The 18,121-nt window shown below is 72.4% G+C and carries 15 protein-coding genes; 13 read left to right on the top strand and 2 right to left on the bottom strand.

The window, feature by feature from the left end; genetic code table 11:
• Position 1: 1 nt before the first annotated feature.
• From WME97_RS49490 to WME97_RS49530, 9 genes are all read left to right on the top strand, one after another.
• On the top strand, positions 2-1,111 hold the full coding sequence (locus tag WME97_RS49490) for an ABC transporter ATP-binding protein (protein WP_437548282.1): 1,110 nt from the start codon (positions 2-4) through the stop codon (positions 1,109-1,111).
• Positions 1,108-2,430, top strand: coding sequence for an ABC transporter substrate-binding protein (locus tag WME97_RS49495; protein ID WP_437548284.1), 1,323 nt, complete (start codon positions 1,108-1,110; stop codon positions 2,428-2,430). The genes WME97_RS49490 and WME97_RS49495 overlap by 4 nt, the downstream gene beginning before the upstream one ends.
• Positions 2,427-3,308 carry a carbohydrate ABC transporter permease gene (locus tag WME97_RS49500; protein ID WP_437548285.1) on the top strand — a complete coding sequence of 294 codons (882 nt, stop codon included), beginning with the start codon at positions 2,427-2,429 and terminating at the stop codon, positions 3,306-3,308. The genes WME97_RS49495 and WME97_RS49500 overlap by 4 nt, the downstream gene beginning before the upstream one ends.
• Complete coding sequence (locus WME97_RS49505) at positions 3,305-4,159, top strand: carbohydrate ABC transporter permease (protein WP_437548287.1); 855 nt, start codon at positions 3,305-3,307, stop codon at positions 4,157-4,159. The genes WME97_RS49500 and WME97_RS49505 overlap by 4 nt, the downstream gene beginning before the upstream one ends.
• Before the next feature lie 338 nt (positions 4,160-4,497).
• Positions 4,498-4,773, top strand: coding sequence for a hypothetical protein (locus WME97_RS49510; RefSeq protein WP_437548289.1), 276 nt, complete (start codon positions 4,498-4,500; stop codon positions 4,771-4,773).
• 416 nt (positions 4,774-5,189) lie between these two features.
• On the top strand, positions 5,190-6,857 hold the full coding sequence (locus WME97_RS49515) for a cytochrome-c peroxidase (RefSeq protein ID WP_437548291.1): 1,668 nt from the start codon (positions 5,190-5,192) through the stop codon (positions 6,855-6,857).
• A gap of 430 nt (positions 6,858-7,287) precedes the next feature.
• Positions 7,288-7,860, top strand: coding sequence for a hypothetical protein (locus WME97_RS49520; protein ID WP_437548293.1), 573 nt, complete (start codon positions 7,288-7,290; stop codon positions 7,858-7,860).
• 31 nt (positions 7,861-7,891) lie between these two features.
• Positions 7,892-8,548, top strand: a complete 657-nt coding sequence (locus WME97_RS49525; protein WP_437548295.1) for a hypothetical protein — start codon at positions 7,892-7,894, stop codon at positions 8,546-8,548.
• 75 nt (positions 8,549-8,623) lie between these two features.
• The gene (locus WME97_RS49530) at positions 8,624-9,472 is read left to right on the top strand and encodes a mechanosensitive ion channel family protein (RefSeq protein ID WP_437548297.1); all 849 of its coding nucleotides are present in this window, start codon (positions 8,624-8,626) and stop codon (positions 9,470-9,472) included.
• Positions 9,473-9,537: 65 nt separating this feature from the next.
• Here the strand turns inward: WME97_RS49530 and WME97_RS49535 are convergent, their stop codons facing one another.
• Together WME97_RS49535 and WME97_RS49540 are read right to left on the bottom strand one after the other, a co-directional pair.
• Positions 9,538-10,194 (bottom strand): hypothetical protein, encoded by a 657-nt coding sequence (locus WME97_RS49535; RefSeq protein ID WP_437548299.1) that lies wholly within the window; start codon positions 10,192-10,194, stop codon positions 9,538-9,540.
• Positions 10,195-10,423: 229 nt separating this feature from the next.
• The gene (locus tag WME97_RS49540) at positions 10,424-11,353 is read right to left on the bottom strand and encodes an FHA domain-containing protein (protein ID WP_437548301.1); all 930 of its coding nucleotides are present in this window, start codon (positions 11,351-11,353) and stop codon (positions 10,424-10,426) included.
• A gap of 58 nt (positions 11,354-11,411) precedes the next feature.
• Between WME97_RS49540 and WME97_RS49545 the strand changes: the two genes are divergently transcribed.
• The 4 genes from WME97_RS49545 (at position 11,412) to WME97_RS49560 (ending at position 17,993) form a co-directional block, all read left to right on the top strand.
• The gene (locus WME97_RS49545) at positions 11,412-14,075 is read left to right on the top strand and encodes a protein kinase domain-containing protein (RefSeq protein WP_437548302.1); all 2,664 of its coding nucleotides are present in this window, start codon (positions 11,412-11,414) and stop codon (positions 14,073-14,075) included.
• Between the two features lie 203 nt (positions 14,076-14,278).
• Positions 14,279-16,036: a sensor histidine kinase gene (locus tag WME97_RS49550; RefSeq protein WP_437548304.1), complete on the top strand. Its 1,758-nt coding sequence runs from the start codon at positions 14,279-14,281 to the stop codon at positions 16,034-16,036.
• 175 nt (positions 16,037-16,211) lie between these two features.
• Positions 16,212-17,177, top strand: a complete 966-nt coding sequence (locus WME97_RS49555; protein ID WP_437548306.1) for a diacylglycerol/lipid kinase family protein — start codon at positions 16,212-16,214, stop codon at positions 17,175-17,177.
• Between the two features lie 6 nt (positions 17,178-17,183).
• On the top strand, positions 17,184-17,993 hold the full coding sequence (locus tag WME97_RS49560; protein ID WP_437548307.1) for a metallophosphoesterase family protein: 810 nt from the start codon (positions 17,184-17,186) through the stop codon (positions 17,991-17,993).
• The last annotated feature ends 128 nt before the right edge of the window (positions 17,994-18,121 follow it).

Below are 18,121 nucleotides of genomic sequence, written 5' to 3' on the forward strand. Positions count from 1 at the left end.
CATGGCCACCCTCTCGCTCCGAGGCCTGACCCGAAGGTTCCCGAGCGCCGAGCGCCCCGCGCTCGCCGGCCTGGATCTCGACGTCGACGACGGCGAGCTGCTCGTCCTCGTCGGCCCCTCGGGCTGCGGCAAATCGACGGCGCTCCGGCTGATCGCGGGCCTCGACAGCCCCGACGGCGGCACGGTCTCGATCGGCGGGCGCGACGTGAGCCGCGTCGCGCCGGAGGACCGCGACGTGGCCATGGTCTTCCAGGGCTACGCGCTCTACCCGCACATGACAGCGCGCGACATCATGGGCTTCCCGCTCAGGATGCGCGGGGTCGCGCGGGAGGAGCGGGCGCGCCGCGTCGAGGAGGCGGCGGCGCTGCTCGCCATCGGCCACTTGTTGGAGCGGCGCCCCGGCGAGCTCTCGGGAGGCGAGCGCCAGCGCGTCGCCATGGGGCGCGCGATCGTGCGCGCCCCCGCGGCGTTCCTCTTCGACGAGCCGCTCTCGAACCTCGACGCCGCGCTGCGCGCCGAGCTCCGGGTCGAGCTCGCGGCGCTCGTTCGCCGCCTCGGCACGACGTCGGTCTACGTGACCCACGATCAGGTCGAGGCCATGACCATGGGCGACCGCATCGCCGTGCTCCGCGCCGGCGAGCTCCAGCAGGTCGGCCCGCCGCGCGCCATCTACGAGGCGCCGGCGAACACCTTCGTGGCCGGGTTCCTTGGCACGCCGGCGATCAACCTCCTCCCGCTCGAGCGCTCCGGCGAGCGGTACGAGGGCGCGGCGCTCTCGCTGCCCGCCCCGCCGGGGGTGGCGCTCCCCGACCGGGTCATCGCCGGCGTGCGGCCCGAGCACCTGCGCGTCGCGCCGGGGCGCGGATCGGACGGCGACGCGGGGGCGCAGGGCGAGGTGGAGGTCGAGGCGTGCGTCGTCGTGGCCGAGCCGCTCGGCGCCGAGACGTTCCTGTACCTCGACGCGGGCGGGACGCGGCTGCGGGCGCGGGCGCACGGCTTCGCGACGCCCGCGCCGGGCGAGGCGGTGCGCGCGCGGCTCGACCCGCGCGACGTGCTCTGGTTCGACGCGGGCTCCGGCGCGCGGATCGCCCCGCCGCGGGCGGCGTCATGAGCGGGGACGGCCGCGCCGTGCGCTCGCGGCGCGACGCGCTCCGGGCGCTCGCCGCGTCGCTCGCCGCGGCCGCGACGGGATCGATCGGCTGCGCGCGGCGCGCGCCCGACGGGCGAATCGAGGGCTCGCTGTGGTTCGCCTACGGCGGCAAGAACCGCGAGGTGCTCCTGGCGCTCGTCGACCAGTTCCACCGCGAGCAGGGCCGCTACCGCATCGACGCCGTGTACCAGGGCGACTACTTCGAGGCGCTCGCCAAGCTGCGGACCGCGCTCGCGGCGGGCGCGGCGCCCGCCCTGACCCACGTGGTCGGCGAGGTGGTGCCCTACCTGGCCGAGGCGGGCGTGCTCGAGCCGCTCGATCGGTTCCTCGCCGGCGCCCCGGGCGGCGACCTCGACGTGGTCGAGGCGCTCGGCCAGTCGGGGACGTTCGTGGGCGGCGGCGAGCGCCCGCTCGTGTGCCTGCCGTTCAACCGATCGACGCCGATCGCCTACTACAACCGGAATGTGTTTCGCGAGCTCGGGCTGTCGCCGCCGACGACCTGGGACGAGCTCCGCGCGACGGCCGCGCGGCTCGTCGTGCGCGACGGCGAGAGCACGCGGCGGTGGGGCTTCGAGTGCCCTGTCGACTGGTGGTTCTGGGCGGCGCTCGTCGGGCAAGCGGGCGGCGACGTCGTGGCCCCGGACGGCACGCCCACGCTCGGCGGGGAGGCGGGCGTGCGCGCCCTCAGGTTCTGGCAGACCCTCGTGCACGAGGACCGCACGATGAAGCCGCCGCCTGGGCGCGATTACAACGCGTGGCAGGTGACGAACACCGACTTCCTGGCGGGCCGGGTCGCGATGATCTGGACCTCGACAGCGTTCCTCCGGTACCTGGAGGACAACGCGAGCCAGGCGGGCGCGGGGAAGTTCGAGGTCGGCGCCGCCCCGCTGCCGCGCGACGTGCGCGCCTCGGTGCCCACGGGCGGGACGATGTTCGTGATGCCGCGGGGCGCCGCGCCGGCGGCGCAGGAGGCGGCGTTCGCGTTCCTGCGCTGGATGATGCAGCCGGAGCAGGCGAACTCGTTCGCGACGCGGACGGGCTACATCCCCGTCTCGCGCCGCGGCCTCGAGGTGCTCCGGCAGGGCGGCTACTACGCCGCGCACCCGAACGACCGCGTCGCGGTGGACCAGCTCGCGCACGCCGCGCCCTGGCCCTGGTCTCCGGACCTGTTCCGCGTCCAGCGCGAGGCGGTGCAGCCCCGGCTCGAAGAGGCGGTGCTCGCCCCGCGCGACGCCGCCGAGACCCTCTCCGAGGCCGTCCGCGCGGCGCGCGAGCGATGAAGCCCAAACACCCCCTCTCGCCCTACCTGCTCCTCCTGCCCACCGCGGCCTTCCTGGCGGTGTTCTTCCTGATCCCGCTCCTGCTCGCGGCCAAGAACAGCTTCTTTGCGTGGGACCTGCTCACGCCCCCGCGGTACGTCGGACTCCGGAACTACGAGGTCCTCGTCGAGAGCGGCGAGCTCGCCGGCACGCTGCTCCGCACGCTCGGCTACAGCGCCGTCGTGGTGGCGCTCTCCGGCGCCCTGGGGCTCGCGCTCGCGGTGGCGCTCGATCGCCCTGGGCCGGTCTATGCGTTCGTGCGTGGCGCTGTGTTCAGCGCCTATGTCGTGTCGTGGGTCGCGGTGGCGCTCCTCTGGATGTGGATCCTCGACGCCGAGGGGCTCTTCACCGTCGTGCTCCGCTGGCTCGGCCTGCCGACGATGAGCTGGCTCGGCGATCCCCGCTCGGCGCTGCTCGCGCTGGCCGCGGTGAGCGTCTGGAAGATCACCGGCTATGCCATGGTCATCTTCCTGGCCGGCCTCCAGGACATCCCCCGCGCGCTCCACGAGGCGGCCGCGCTCGACGGCGCCGGCCCGTGGCGGCGGTTCCGCCACGTGACATGGCCGCTGCTCCGCCCGAGCGCCGCCTTCGTGGCGACGACGAGCCTCATCCTCTCCTTTCAGGCGTTCGACGTGATCCGCGTGATGACGCAGGGAGGGCCGGTCAAGGCGACGACCCTCTTCGTCTACGCGATCTACGAGCACGTCTTCGTGAACCTGCGGGTCGGTCGGGCCAGCGCTATGATCTTGATCTTCTTCGTCTTTTTGCTCCTGTTGACGGTCCTGCAGCTCTGGGCGCTCCGCGCGGGCGCGCCGCGCCAGGGGAGGCGGCCGTCGTGACGGCGGGGAAGAGCGGCGGCGCCGGTGCTGGGCTCTTCAGCTCGCGCTCGCGCCGCCTCGTCTCGGACGCCGTGCTCGTCGTCGTGGCCATCGTGTGGCTCGGGCCGTATGCGTGGATGACGATCACCTCGCTGAAGACGCTGCCCGAGATCACCCGCGCTCCGGCTTACCCCTTGCCGCAGGCCTTCCAGCTCGGCGCGTACCGCGAGGTGCTCCAGGCGGTGCCGGTGATGCGGTATTTCGTCAACACCGTGTTCATGGCGACGGCCATCGCGCTGTTGCAGATCGCCCTCGCGCTCCCGGCCGGTTATGCGCTCGCGAAGCTCAGGTTCGTGGGGCGGAGCGCCGCGTTCGTCATCGTGCTCTCGTGCCTTCTCATCCCGGCACAGGTGACGTTCGTGCCGGTCTTCACGATGCTCGGCTCGGTCGGCCTCGTGAACACGTTCGGGGCGCTGATCCTGCCCTTCGGGGTGAGCGCGCTCGGCACGTTCCTCGTGCGCCAGGCGCTGCTCTCGGTCCCCGACGAGATCATCGAGGCGGCGAGGATGGATGGGGCCGGCGAGCTCAGGATCGTCTACCTGATCCTCGGCTCGATGCTGCGGCCGACGCTCTCGGCGCTGTTCCTGTTCAGCTTCGTCTTTCACTACAACGATTACTTCTGGCCGCTCGTCATGACGACCGACGACCAGGTACGCACGCTGCCGCTCGCGATCGCCCTCCTCCGGGAGCAGGGGACAGGGGTCCGCTGGCACCTCGTGATGGCCGGCAACGTGATCCTGAGCCTGCCTGTGCTCCTCGTGTTCGCGGCGGCGCAGCGGCAGATCCTGCGCGCGGTGACGGCGCGGATCTGAGCGGCGCGGGCGCCCGGGCAGGCCCGGCGCCGGAGGCCGGCGATCGAGCGGTCTACCGGCCGGCGTGTGCATCGACGTGGCAGTGAGCGTCGGGCGCGATCGAGCCCTGCCATCGTCGCTGTCGCCGCCCCCTGCGCTTCGCTCCGGCGGCGGTCGACTGGAGGGCACAGCGCGCCGCAGCGTCGGCGGCAGAAGAGAGCGCTGCGCGGTTTGTTCTCGTCCGGACGCCCTCTTTTCTGGCCCGGTCATCGCACTGGCTCGCGCCGGCCACGGCAGCGCCGGCCACGGCAGCGCCGGCCACGGCAGCGCCGGCCAGGCGCTGCGGAAGGAGAGCCACGATGACCACCACCGAGCCAATGATGCAGAAGCAGATGGTCCAGAAGGAAGAGGGCAAGATCACGACGAAGATCGAGGAGAGGACCGGCAGGATTCCGTCCGGCACTTATCTCGGGCTGGCGATCGGCTCGATGGTTGTCTCGGCCGGCTGCATGCTGGCCGGCAAGAAGCAGATTGCGAACTTCATCGGCCAGTGGGCCCCATCTCTGCTCGTGATTGGCCTGTACAACAAGCTGGTCAAGATCGAGCACGAGCTGGGATACGGCAATTACCGCTGACTGCCTTCCTCCCGAGCTCGGGCCTCCCGAGCTCGGGCCTCCATCCAGCCGGCTGCTCGGCGCCCTCCGTGGCGCCGTCGCGACCTCAGGGTCGAGCGCCCCCCCCCCGGCGTGCGCGGCGCGTGACGCCCTTCGCGCCTCGCACGAGAACACCCGTTCCCGCTCCCATCTCCGGACGGCGCGCCGCCCGCGGGGATCGCCGCCGTCCAAATCTCGACATCTGCCTGGAATCCTTCTTGCTGAGCTCGCGCGCGCGGCGAACGGAGGAACCCATGCGTCTGCGCCTTTCTCGTTCTCTTGTCGTGGCAGTGCTCTTGTCCACGGGCGTTTTCACGTCAGCTCTCACGGCGTGCGGCCCGGGGGATCCATCCCCGGTGCCCGGGGCCCATGTCGAGGACCCTGATCAGGAGATCACGGTGACGGAGGTGCCACCGCCGGCCATCAGCGGCGGAACGCTGATCGTGGCCGGCGACGGTCGCACGGCGGTGGCGGCAGACGCCGACCGCGATCGCGTCTGGATCGTCGATCTCGAGGGCGGCGAGCCGGCGGCGGTCCTGCTGGAGCCGGGCGACGAGCCCGGGCGCCTCGTCGAGGATGCGAGCGGCCGGGTCCACGTGGCGCTCCGGCGCGCCGGCGCGGTGGTGACCCTCGATGTCGAGGCGCGGTCGGTCATCGCGCGCAGAGACGTCTGCCGCGCGCCGCGCGGGGTCGCCTACGACGCCTCGAGCGACGCGATCCACGTCGCCTGCGCCGGCGGCGAGCTCGTGACGCTCCCGGCCTCCGGCGGCCCCGCCGTCCGGAAGCTCCGCCTCGCCCCCGACCTGCGCGACGTCGTGGTCGAGGGCGACCGGCTCCTGGTCAGCCGCTTCAGGTCCGCTGAGACGCTGGTCGTGGGCCCCGACGGCGCGGTGCTCTCGCGCCGCACGCTCCCCGTCTTCTACTCGAACGGGTTCGCCAACTCGGAGTATGCGCCGTCCGTGGCCTGGCGCATGGCGCCGCTCGCCGGCGGTGGTGCGCTGATGGTGCACCAGCGCGCGATGTCGTCGAAGGTCACCCTCAGCCCGGGTGGCTATTACCAGTCTGCCGACTGCGACGGGAACATCGTGCACGCCGCGGTCAGCAGGATCGACCCGGCGGACGTTCCTGACACATCGATCCCCTCGCTGCCCGCGGCCGCGATCCCGAATGTCTCGCTGCCTGTCGACATCGCGGTCACGCCCGACGGCGCGCGGATGGCCATCGTGGCGGCCGGCAGACGCAGCGTCGTGAGCGCGACCGTCGACAATCTGGAGCGCGACGCCGAGATGAACGGCTGCAGCCCGGAGGTCACCGCGAACGCGCTGAGCGGGCAGCCGGTCGCCGTGGCCTTCGACGGCCAGGACAAGATCGTCGTGCAGCTGCGGGAGCCGGCGGCCCTGGAGGTGCTCGGCGGGCGCATCATCGCGCTTCCGGGCGAGAGCGTGAGAGACACCGGCCACGAGATGTTCCACCGCCCGCCGAACGGCGTGAGCGCCGTGGCGTGCGCGTCGTGCCACCCCGAAGGGCACGAGGACGGGCGGACGTGGGATTTCGATCCCGTGGGCCTGCGGCGGACGCAGGCGCTGGGCGGCGGCATCCTGAAGACAGCGCCCCTCCACTGGAGCGGTGATCTGGAGGATCTCGCGGGCCTGATGGGGGAGGTGTTCGTCTCCCGCATGGGCGGCCAGCAGCCCGGCGCCCGGCGGCTCGACCTGATGGCCCGTTACATCGACAGCCTGCCCGCCTTCCCGGCGTCGCCGCCCGAGGACGACGCCGCCGTGGCGCGGGGCGAGGTGCTCTTCCATGACAAGCAGGTGGGCTGCGCGGAGTGCCACGGTGGCCCGATGCTCACCAACAACCGGAACGAGGACGTGGGCAAGGGCGAGTGGTTGCAGGTGCCCTCGCTCCTCGGCATCTCCGGGCGCGCCCCGTTCATGCACGACGGCTGCGCGGCGACGCTCCACGATCGCTTCGATCCGCTGTGCGGAGGCGACGATCACGGCGACATCTCCGGCCTGAGCTCCGTGCAGCTGGACGATCTGGTCGCCTACCTCGAGTCCCTCTGAGCCTTCGGCGCGCCGCGCTCCTCGCGCGGTACGACCGAGGCGTTCCTCGACATCCGGGGCCGATTGCCACGCTGCGAGCCCCCATCACCCGGCAACCAGCGGAGCGGGGAAACCGCGTGTGACGGGGCGCCCGGCCCGGACGCGCCTCCAGCGGCGGGCGCCGCGCTCTCCGGCGGCACAGCCGTTGCTCGTCCATCGAGACAGGCGCAACCGACGCAACCGACGCAACCGATGCAACCGATGCAACGGACATCGCGGCTCGATGGACCCGGGCCACACGCACGGTCTGTCTTCCCGCATGTTTCCGCACGTTCCCGCACGTTCGTACGTTCGCACGATCTCGCGATTCTCACGCTCTCACGACGGGGCGAGCCGGCGTTTCCGACGAAGCTGCCGACCCGCGAGGTGGAGCAGGCGCAAGGAGGGCACCATGCCTAGAGGCGACAAATCGAGCTACACGACCAAGCAGAAGCGGCAGGCCGAGCACATCGAAGAGGGGTACGAGAAGCGCGGGGTCTCCGAGGACGAGGCCGAGCGGCGGGCCTGGGCGACGGTCAACAAGATGACCGGCGGGGGGAAGAAGTCGGGATCGGGGGTGGGCAAGCCAGTGAACAAGGAGCCGGCGAAAAAGGGGGGCCGCAAGGGAGGCGCCGCGTCCAAGGCGCGGCCGGCTGCCGCGAGGAGCGCGGCGGCGAAGAAGGCGGCGGCGACCCGCAAGCGGAACGCGGCGGCGAGCGCTGGACGGACCACGGCCGCGAAGAAGGCGCCGGCGAGGGCGAAGAAGAGCGCCGCGTCCAGCGCTCGCTCGCGCAGCTCCTCGGCCACGTCGACGAGCGGCCGCTCCCGCGCCGCGCAGGGCACGGCCCGTCGCGGCGGTGCGGGGGCCTCACGCAAGACGACCTCGGGGGCGAAGACCGGAGCGCGGCGCGCCGCGAGCGGGGCCTCACGCAAGACGACCTCGGGGGCAAAGACCGGAGCGCGGCGCGCCGCGAGCGGGTCCTGACGCCCCGGCGAGAAGAGGAGAGGGGGCGACCATGCAGGAACTTCAGAGCAACGGAGCGACGAATGTTGAAGGCGGCCTGTTGGGCGACGAGTCCGGGCCGCAGGTAGAGAGCCGGAGAGGGCGCGAGTTCCTCACGACCCTTGTCCGGGAGCTGTTTCAGACGGAGCGCTCGGCGATGATCCATCCGCGGATCGAGGCGGAGCGCCTCGGCGATGTGCCGCCGGCGCACGCCATGCGGGCGGTCTCGACACACGCGGAGGCCGCGCTGTCGGAGATCCGCCCGCTCCTCCGCGAGCGCGGGCTGCCCATCAGCGCGGGCGGCCGCATGGTGGGCGAGGCCTTCTCGGCCTTGCGCGATCACCTCGCCGATCACCTGCTCAGCACCGAGAGGTCCTACCGGGGCACGCTCCTCGGGATGCGGCACGGCGTCGACCTCGTCGAGCTGCTCCAGTACGTCGCGACCGTCGAGGGCGACACGCCCCTCGCCGCGTGGTGCGCGCGCTGGCTCTCGATGCGCAGGCCTCTTGTCGAGGCGGTCGCCGACGAGCTCGCGTGGTTCGCGGCGCGCCCGATGCGCGCCACGCGGGCGGCGAAGGACGACGTCGTCGCCCACCTCCTCCGGGGGCTCGTGAACGGCGTGGAGCTCGCGGCGCAGCGGCTCCGCCGCCTCGTCACGTTCGCGGGTTGACTCCCGCCGGCCGCGCGCGGAGACACCCCGGCGTCGAACGCCGCGCGCGGCGCGCGACACCGAGGAGGATGCGCAGTGGAGCAGGGGATTCCGACGTGGGGCACGCCGATCGAGCTCCTGAAGAGCCACGGGCCCGGCGTCTCGAGCGCGCTGTTCATCGCGATCGTGGGGTGGATGGCCGCGGCCTGGGCCGCGCGGAGCGTGCGGTCGTTTGGCAAGAAATGGGCTCAGGTCGACGCGACCCTCATCCCCCTGCTGGCCAGCGTGAGTCGACTCACCATCTTGACGGTCACCGCCATGGCCGTGCTCGAGCGCTTCGGCGTGGACACGAAGAGCCTGTTCGCCGTGCTCGGCGCCGCGGGTCTGACCATCGGCCTCGCCCTCAAGGACACGCTGTCGGACGTGGCCGCCGGGCTGGTCTTGCTCGTGCTCCGTCCGTTCGATGTCGGCGACGCGATCGAGGTCGACGGGACCTCCGGCGTCGTCGACGCCATCGACGTGTTCCAGACCAAGCTGACGAGCTTCGATGGCGTCCCGATCACGCTGCCGAACTCCAAGGTCCGGTCCGCCAAGATCCAGAACTTCACCCGGGCGCAGCGCCGGCGCATGGACCTCACGATCGGCGTCAACGCCACCGCCGACATCGCTCACGCCATCGCCACGCTGCGGGACGTCCTCTCGAACGAGCCGCGCGTGCTGCCGGAGCCGGCGCCGTCGGTCGACGTTGTCGAGCTCGCGGACGAGAAGGTCAACCTGCTCGTCCGCGCCTGGACCCTCCCCGCCGACTTCTTCCCGGCGCGGCTCGAGCTCACGCGCCACTTCAAGGAGCGGCTCGACGCGGAGGGGATCGTCGTCCCGCTTCCCCAGCGCGAGCTCCATATCCCCCTTCGCGAGCCGGAGCGGCGCTCTACCCCGCTCCTCTGAGGCGGCGCGCGTTCGAGAGGGCCCGGGGGCGACCCCGCCGCGCCGCCTCTCGCCCCTGGGCTAGGTCAGGGCGTGCCCATCAGGAGATAATACCAGGTGCCCACCTCGATGGCGTTCGGGTGCGTCCCGCTCACCCGGGTCAGCGTGCGCGTGAAGATCTTCTTGTTGAACGCAAGGCCGTTGCTCGGCGCCTGCGTCTTCACATACCAGGCGGCCGCCATCAGGGCCGATGTCTGGTTGTCCTTCTCGAACAGGACTCCCATCTTCACCTGGCTGTCGTCGGGGCTCGGCAACCGGTAAAGGTACCCGGTGCGGGTCCCCGGGACGGAGCGCGTCCCCTGCGTCCAGTCGCCCTGGGTCGGGTTCCGGGGGGCCGTGAACTGGTTGCTCGGGCTCACGACGTCCAGGAACGCGTCGAGCGCCGGCGCCGTGAAGCTCGGGATCACCTCGGACGTGAAGGTCAATGTGTTCGAGAAGGTGAGCGTGCTCGCCCACCGCCAGTACTCCGTCTGCGCCTGGAAGGTGAGCTGGCCATTGGAAACACCGTTGCTCCCGAGGGCCACCATCCGGACGAGATCCGCGTTCGAGAAGATCCTGAGCCTCACGTCCGGCGGGATCTGGTCGGTCACACCGGAGCCCGGTTTGGCCTTCGCAGGGCTGCGCGTCGAGATGGAAGCGCCGGCGGCGGGCGCACCGAACGTTGAGTCTGCATCGTTGCTCATGGTTGCGCTCTCTCCTGGGATGACGATCACGACAGCGTCGATCGCAGCGCGCAGGCCCTGCCCAGCCCGCGCTCCGGCGGCGGCGCAGCGCGCGCGTGTGTGTTCACGACGCGCGACCCGCGCGGCCTCACCCGGCGTCGACGAGAGGAAACCTGGATCCTCCCGGCCGCGGCGTCGATGACAGGCGGTCACGCGCGAGGGCTGGCGCGCTCCGGCCGCGGCCCGATGTTCAGTACCGGACCACCTCGACCGCCTCGGTGCCGAGCCGGATCTGCCGCGACGTCGTCCGGCGCTCGACGAGCGAGCCGGCGTCGAGCACGCCCGCGCGCGCGAGCTGCTGGCGGGCGCGGAAGACGTTGACGTTGAGGTGATGGAGGTCGAGCCGCAGCTTGCCGAGCAGGTCATCGACGTAGCGCCACCCGCGCTCGGCCGGGGGCAGCCCCGCCTCCCGGTCGCGCAGCCGGGAGCGCGCCAGCATGAGGAGCAGCTCGTGGTGGGCGCGCGCGGCGAGCTGGATGACCTTTTCCCCCTGCACCAGGGCGACGGCGATGTGCTCCTCGTCGTGGCTCACCTCGAAGCGCAGGACGGTGAGGCCGAGGAGCTTGGGGCTCGCCGCGCTCGACGCGGTCGTCGGCACGACGGCGTCGAGCGCCTGCGGCGGGACGCGCAGGACCCAGGCGCCGCCGGCCTCGATGCGCTCCTGATCCACGGCCGGGCGCGTGCTCCCGTCGATCTCGATCTGCCAGACGCCGTGTTGATCCTCGAAGAGCGTCACCCGGGGGTCGGCGGCGTCCGGCAGCGCGAGCAGGCCCTCCTCCGCCGGGCGCACCTCGCCGGTGAGCTCGGCCCGCGCGCTCGTGACGGGCGCGCCGGCCTCCTCCACGGTCCAGCGCTCGGCGTCGCCGCCGAACACGAGCTCGGTCCCCGCGTCGAGCGCGACCCGCTCGGCGGACGTGAGCCGCCGGCCGCTGACGTGCGTGCCGTTCGTGCTGCCGAGGTCGCGGATCCACCAGCGGGCCCCGTCCCAGAACAGGACGGCGTGCTCGCCGGAGGCGCAGCGGTCCCGGAGGCGCACGGCGCAGTCGCGCGCCCGGCCGACCCGCGCGCGCGCCGGGAGCGTCACGCGAACGCCGTGGGCTTCATGCTTCAAGACCGCCATGGATGCAGCGTAAGATGCTGCCGCCGACCACATCAACGGCGTCGAAGGCGAGGCCCCCATGAGCGATCCCGCGGCACTCCTCAGGAAGCTGGCGGGTGAGCTGCACCTGTCTCCCTCGGCATGCGCGGAGATCCAGCGGGCGCTCGCCGAGCACGCCGCGCGCAGCCTCACGGAAGAGCTGCCGGCGACCGTGGTCCGGGACGCGCCGGCGGCGCCGAGAGGCGCGCCGAGCGGGGAGGCGCCTGCGGCGGCCGGGGACGCGCCTGGGCTGACCGGGGACGCGTCGGCGGCGGCCGAGCGCCGTCCGAGCGCCGCGCCTCCGGCGGTCCACGCGCCGGTCGCGGCGTGGCCCTGGGACCGTTACGACGATCTCGGGCTCATCGGCCGCGGGGGCATGGGCGAGGTGCGGCGCGTGCGCGATCGCGTGATGGGCCGCGTGCTCGCCATGAAGCTGCTGCGCGTCGAGGGGCAAGACGACGCGGACGGCCGGGCGCGCTTCCTCGACGAGGCGCGCCTCACGGCGTGCCTTCAGCACCCAGGGATCGTCCCCGTCCACGACTGCGGGATGCTCCCGACCGGCCAGCTCTGGTTCACGATGAAGGAGGTCCGCGGCCGCACGCTGAGCGCGCTGATCCGCGCGCTCCACGCCTCGGGCGAGGCGGGCCCCTCGCCCGAGGCGCTGCGCCGCGGGCTCGACGTCTTCGTCCGCGTCTGCGAGGCGGTCGCGTACGCGCATGGCCAGGGCGTCCTCCACCGCGATCTCAAGCCGGACAACGTCATGATCGGCGAGTTCGGCGAGGTCCTCGTGATGGACTGGGGCATCGCCCGCGCGACCGCGCGCGGGGCGCTGGCGGACGCGCTCCCGGACAGCGGCCACCACACGCACGTGGGCCTGGTCCTGGGGACGCCGGTCTACATGCCCCCGGAGCAGGCGCGCGGCGAGGCCGAGCAGCTCGGGCCCCCCAGCGACGTGTACGCCCTCGGGGCCGTCCTGTACGAGCTCCTCTGCGGCGAGCCGCCGTTCCGGGGGCCGGCGCTGGCCGTCCTTGCGCAGGTGGCCCAGCGGCCGCCCGAGCGGCTCGCCGTCCGGTGCCCTGACCAGATCCCTCGGGATCTCATCGCGATCTGCGAGCGGGCGATGGCGCGCGACCCGCCTTCGCGTTACGCGAGCGCCGAGGTGCTCGCCGCGGAGATCCGCGGCTTCCTCGACGGCGCCCGCCGTCGCGAGCGGGCGCGCGCCCTGGTCGAGGAGTCGCGCGCGCTGGCGCCGCAGATCGAGGGCCTGCGCGCGCGCGCCCGGGCCCTCCGGGCCGAGGCGAAGGCGGTGCTCGGGCGCCTCGACTCGTTCGCGCCCGCCGCCGAGAAGGCGCAGGGCTGGGCGCTCCAGGACGAGGCGCGCGCGCTCGACCGCGCCGCCGCCCTGGACGAGGCGACCTGGCACCAGAAGCTCCGCGCCGCGCTCAACGAGGCCCCGGACTTCGACGAAGCGCACGCGGCGCTCGCCGACGCCCACCTGGCCGATCTGCGGGCCGCCGAGGAGGCCCGCGACGCCGAGGCCGCGGCGCGCGCCGAGGCGTTCCTCAGGGCGCACGCGCGCGAGCGGCACGCCGTCTTGCTCCGCGGCACCGGGGCCCTCTCGCTGCGGACCGACCCCGAGGGGGCGCAGGTCTGGCTGCTCCGCTATGTCGAGCAGGGGCGCCGGCTTCGCGCCGAGCCCCAGGGCTTCCTCGGTCACACGCCGCTCTGCGAGGTCCCGCTGGCGCGCGGCAGCTACCTGCTCTCGATCCGCGCGCCCGGGTACCGCGAGGCGTCGTACCCCGTGAAGATCGGCCGCGGCGAGCACTGGGACGGCGTGCGTCCGGGCGGCGCGGAGCCGTTCGTCGTGCCCCTCCTGCCCTCGGAGACGCTCGGCGAAGAGGACGTCTACGTGCCGGCGGGGTTCTTCTCGGCCGGCGGAGACCCGCAGGCCGGCGACGGCCTGCCGGCGTGCCGGATCTGGGTCGACGGCTTCGTGGTGCGGCGGCATCCGGTGACGCAGGCCGAGTACCTCGCCTTCCTGAACGATCTGCTCGCGCGCGGGCGCGAGGCGGAGGCCGCGGCGGCGTGCCCGCGCGCGGCCCGCGCGATCGCCGGCAACGTGGACATCCCGCTGTTCGCGCGCGACGGGGACGGGCGCTTCGTGCTCGGCCCAGAGGCGCGCGCGGAGCAGGCGCGGCACCCGGTCGCCTCGGTGGACTGGCGCAGCGCGGTCGCCTACGCGTCCTGGCTGGAGGCGCGCACCGGCGCGCCGTGGCGCCTCGTCGGCGAGCTGGAGCGCGAGAAGGCCGCGCGCGGCGTCGACGGGCGCTTCTTCCCCTGGGGAGACGAGCCCGAGCCGACGTGGGCCTGCATGGTGGGGGGCCGCCCCGGCCCCGCGAGCCCGGCGCCGGTGGACGACCATCCGACGGACGAGGGCCCCCACGGCGCCCGGGGCCTTGCGGGCAACATCCGCGACTGGTGCGCCGAGCTGTGGATGCCCGACGGCCCCACGGTGGTCGACCGCATCGCGCGCCTCCAGCCAGCGGACGCGGCGGCTCCGGGGCTCCGCTCGATCCGCGGGGGCGCGTGGAGCTCCGGGCCCCCCGCGGTGTGCCGCGCGGCAGGTCGCTTCGCTGCGCGCCCGGAGGATCGCTTCAGCGCCGTGGGCTTCCGTCTCGCCCGGCCAGCCGTCGCCGGCAGGTAGCTGGCGGTCGCCGGCGCGCAGGGGGATGCGGTCGGACCCGGCGACCGGCCGTGTTTGGCTGCTGAGCCCGCATCGCAGCGCTGGCGCCGGGGAACGGCCTGGTATCAGACGGCGAAAAACAGCGACAGACGGCGACAGACGGCGGATGTCGCGTTTGCACTCGAGCGCTAAGGTCGTGGGGACAGCCTGTGTCCACGAGGTCCATGGAGAACACGGATTCGCGTCAAGAAACGGCGGAGCTCTCCGAAGCGGCCTCGCCCGCTGCGGCGCCGCTGCAGTGCGGCGAGGCGGGGGCTGCGCGGCTCGATCAGGAGCGCCCTGAGCTGGACGAGTCCCCCGCGGACCGCGCGCTGGTCGACGCCTTCTTCCAGGCCACGACCGCGGGGCTGGCGGTGATCGACCGCGATCTCCGTGTGGTGCGGCTCAACCAGGCGCTGGCGGACATCAACGGGATCCCCCTCGAGGCGCACCTCGGCAGGACGGTCCCCGAGCTGCTCCCGGAGATGAGCGACGTGATCGTCGCCAATCTCCGGCGCGTCCTGGAGACGGGCGAGGCGTTCACCGCCGAGGTGACGGGGACGACGCGGGCGTCGGAGCGACCGCGCTCCTGGCTGGTCAATTACGCGCCTGTGCGGGCGAAGGACGGGCCCGTCATGGGTGTGGGGGCGATCGTCCTCGACATCACCGAGCGCAAGCAGACGGAGGACAGGCTCCAGGAAGAAGGGGAGACGCTCGAGCTGCTCAATCGCGCCGGCAAGCAGCTCGCCGCCGAGCTGGATCTGGAGAAGCTCGTGCAGGCGGTGACCGACGCGGCCACCCGCCTGAGCGGCGCCCAGTTCGGCGCGTTCTTTTACAATGTCACGAACGCCGAGGGGAAGAGCTACATGCTCTACACCATCTCCGGCGTGCCCCGAGAGCACTTCTCCGGGTTCCCGATGCCGCGCAACACGGCCGTCTTCGCGCCGACCTTCAACGGCGAGGGCGTGGTGCGGCTCGACGATGTCACGAAGGACCCGCGCTACGGGAACAACCCCCCTTACCACGGGATGCCGAAGGGCCACTTGCCTGTCGTCAGCTACCTTGCCGTGCCGGTGGTCTCCCGTTCGGGGCATGTCATCGGCGGGCTGTTCTTCGGGCACTCCGAGCGGGGTGTCTTCACCGAGCGGGCGGAGAAGCTGGTGGTCGGCCTCGCGGCTCAGGCCGCCATCGCGATGGATAACGCGCACCTGTTCCGGAAGGCGCAGCAGCTCATCCAGGCGCTCGAGCGGAGCAACAACGAGCTCGACCGCTTCGCCTACGTGGCGAGCCACGACCTGAAGGCGCCGCTCCGCGCCATCGCGAACCTCTCGCAGTGGATCGAGGACGATCTCGTGGACAAGGCGACGCCGGAGACGCGCCAGTACATGGAGCTCCTCCGCTCGCGCGTGGTCCGGCTGGAGGCGCTCATCGACGGGATCTTGCGCTACTCGCGCGCTGGACGCCTCCGCGACAAGCCCGAGATCGTGGACGTCCAGAAGCTCCTCGAGGACGTCGTCGCCCTGCTCACGGTCCCTGCGGGCGCGTCGATCGAGGTCGCGATGGGCATGCCGACGCTCCTCGCCGAGCGGATCCCGCTGGAGCAGGTGTTCCTGAACCTGATCGGCAATGCGCTGAAGTATGCCGAACGCCCCGACGCGCGCGTCGATGTGCGGGGGCGGGCGCTGGGCGATCTCTGGGAGTTCTCGGTGAAGGACAACGGACCGGGGATCGACCCGCGATACCACGGGAAGGTATGGGAGATCTTCCAGACCCTGAACGCGCGCGACAACATCGAGGGGACGGGCATCGGGCTCGCGATCGTCCAGAAGATCGTGCTCAGCAAGGGGGGGCGTGTGTGGGTCGAGTCCGAGCAGGGCGCCGGCGCCACGTTCTTCTTCACCTGGCCTCGGATGGAGACGGACGGCGGGCTCGGCATGCGCTGAGGCGCGCCGGCTCTGGCATGGCGCGCGGCGCGAGGCGAGCGTGGCAATCCGCCACGCCCCGCGCCGCCTGACGGAGCCGGAGCGTCGCGGCCGCTCGTCGCAGGGCGGTGGCGCGCGATCTGCTTTCTCGCTGTCGGGTGGGCATGGGTCCTTGCCCCATGCCGGGAGCGCGACGGTGAAGCATCGATTCATGGCGGTCCTCCTGAACTGCTCTTCCCGGTCGAACCGCGCGGCGGCGCAGCGCGCGCGGCTCGGGGAGCTCCTGAAAGAGAGCGGCCTCGCCGCGGAGGTGCTGTGCGCCGAGAAGGGGCAGCAGCTCGGGGAGCTCGCCCGCCGTGTGGCGCGGGGACCTTGCGACCTCGTCGTGGCCGGCGGCGGCGACGGGACGGTGAACACCGTCGCTGCCGCGCTCGCCGGCACGGACAAGACGATGGGTGTCCTTCCGCTCGGCACGGTGAACCATTTTGCCAAGCACCTCGGTGTTCCGCTCACCCTCGAGGGCGCCGTGCGCACGCTTGTCGAGGGGCGGCGCGTCCGGGTCGATGTCGGCGAGGTCAACGGCCGGGTCTTCGTGAACAACTCGACGCTGGGCATTTACCCGGGCATCGTGCGCGCCCGCGAGGCGCTCCGGAAGCGGCGTGGGCTCAACAAGTGGATAGCCCTGGCGCTGTCGACCGTCTCGGGGATCCGGCGGCACGAGCGCGTCCGTCTCCGGCTCGTCCTGGATGGGCAGGAGGTCGAGCTGGAGACGCCGTTCGTGTTCGTCGCGAACAACGACTTCAAGCTTGGCGACGTCGACATCGGCCGCCAGCGCCCCCCGTGCTCGGGTGAGCTCGGCGTCTGCGTGGCGCACGCGGAGAGCCGCCTCTCCACGCTCAAGCTCATCGCCAGCGCGGCCGTCGGGCGCATCCATCAATCGATCGATTTCAGCATCCTACGAACGACGGAGCTCCGGGTGGAGGCGCCCCATCGCAGCCTCCACGTGGCCGCGGACGGCGAGGTCCTCAGGATGACGCCGCCGCTCTGCTATCGCGTGCGGCCTGCAGCGCTGCGCGTCATCGTGCCGCTGTCGTCCGAGCTCCGCGCGGGCCCGCGGCGGCAGGAGGATCGATCGGGCCGTATCGCCGCGCTGGGGGGATGAAGAGCCGTGCGCACGCTCGTGCACCTGTCGGATCTGCACTTCGGCCGCGTCGACAAGGCCATCCTCCGCCCGCTGATCGACAGGATAGGGGAGCTCGAACCGCACGTGGTCGTGATCTCCGGCGATCTGACCCAGCGGGCGCGCGACGCCGAGTTCGCCGAGGCGCGCGCCTTCCTCGACGCGCTGCCCTCGCCGCAGATCGTCGTGCCTGGCAACCACGATGTCCCGCTCTACAACCTGTTCGACCGGTTCTTTCGCCCGCTCGACAGATACCGGAGCCACATCACGGACGACCTCTCGCCGTTCCACCTCGACGCGGAGATCGCCGTCCTCGGCATCAACACCGCGCGCTCGCTGACCATCAAGGATGGGCGCATCAACGCGCGGCAGATCCGGGAGATCAAGGCGAGGATGTGCGATCTAGGGCCCGAGGTCACGAAGATCGTGGTCACGCACCATCCGTTCGATCTGCCGGAGAACTCGCCGCATGCGATCGTAGGGCGCGCGAGGCAGGCGATGGCGGCGCTCGCGGGCTGCGGCGTCGACGTCATCTTGTCGGGGCACCTGCACCTCAGCCACACGGGGCACTCCGCCGAGCGCTTCGAGGTCGGCGGCCACTCCTCGCTGATCGTCCAGGCCGGGACCGCGACCTCCACGCGTGGGCGGGGCGAGCAGAACGCCTTCAATGTGATCCGCGTCGATGGAAGGAAGATCCATATCGAGCGGTATTTCTGGCAGCCGGAAGGCGGCCTCTTCGGGATCGCGAGCACCGAGCATTTCGAGGAGACGTCGCGCGGCTGGGTGCGGGCGGCGTAGACAAAAGAGAGTCTTCTCCTTGCGCCATTGCGACCTTGCGCGCGGCGGCCACGCCGCTCGCTTGAATCTCGCGCACTGCGCGCCGCGGTGTAGCATGGGGTCACGTTGGCCCCGCCCCGCATGAAGAG

Origin of the sequence: Sorangium sp. So ce367, from assembly GCF_051520455.1 — a bacterium.
Classification (GTDB): Bacteria; Myxococcota_A; Polyangia; order Polyangiales; family Polyangiaceae; genus Sorangium; species Sorangium cellulosum_B.

What these genes read in the sequence shown, in the direction of transcription:
- WME97_RS49495 (WP_437548284.1), top strand. Translation starts at nt 1,108, where the DNA reads ATGAGCGGGGACGGCCGCGCCGTGCGCTCGCGGCGCGACGCGCTCCGG.
- WME97_RS49525 (WP_437548295.1), top strand. Translation starts at nt 7,892, where the DNA reads ATGCAGGAACTTCAGAGCAACGGAGCGACGAATGTTGAAGGCGGCCTG.
- WME97_RS49540 (WP_437548301.1), bottom strand. Translation starts at nt 11,353, where the DNA reads ATGGCGGTCTTGAAGCATGAAGCCCACGGCGTTCGCGTGACGCTCCCG.
- WME97_RS49490 (WP_437548282.1), top strand. Translation starts at nt 2, where the DNA reads ATGGCCACCCTCTCGCTCCGAGGCCTGACCCGAAGGTTCCCGAGCGCC.
- WME97_RS49500 (WP_437548285.1), top strand. Translation starts at nt 2,427, where the DNA reads ATGAAGCCCAAACACCCCCTCTCGCCCTACCTGCTCCTCCTGCCCACC.
- WME97_RS49535 (WP_437548299.1), bottom strand. Translation starts at nt 10,194, where the DNA reads ATGAGCAACGATGCAGACTCAACGTTCGGTGCGCCCGCCGCCGGCGCT.
- WME97_RS49545 (WP_437548302.1), top strand. Translation starts at nt 11,412, where the DNA reads ATGAGCGATCCCGCGGCACTCCTCAGGAAGCTGGCGGGTGAGCTGCAC.
- WME97_RS49520 (WP_437548293.1), top strand. Translation starts at nt 7,288, where the DNA reads ATGCCTAGAGGCGACAAATCGAGCTACACGACCAAGCAGAAGCGGCAG.
- WME97_RS49550 (WP_437548304.1), top strand. Translation starts at nt 14,279, where the DNA reads ATGGAGAACACGGATTCGCGTCAAGAAACGGCGGAGCTCTCCGAAGCG.
- WME97_RS49510 (WP_437548289.1), top strand. Translation starts at nt 4,498, where the DNA reads ATGACCACCACCGAGCCAATGATGCAGAAGCAGATGGTCCAGAAGGAA.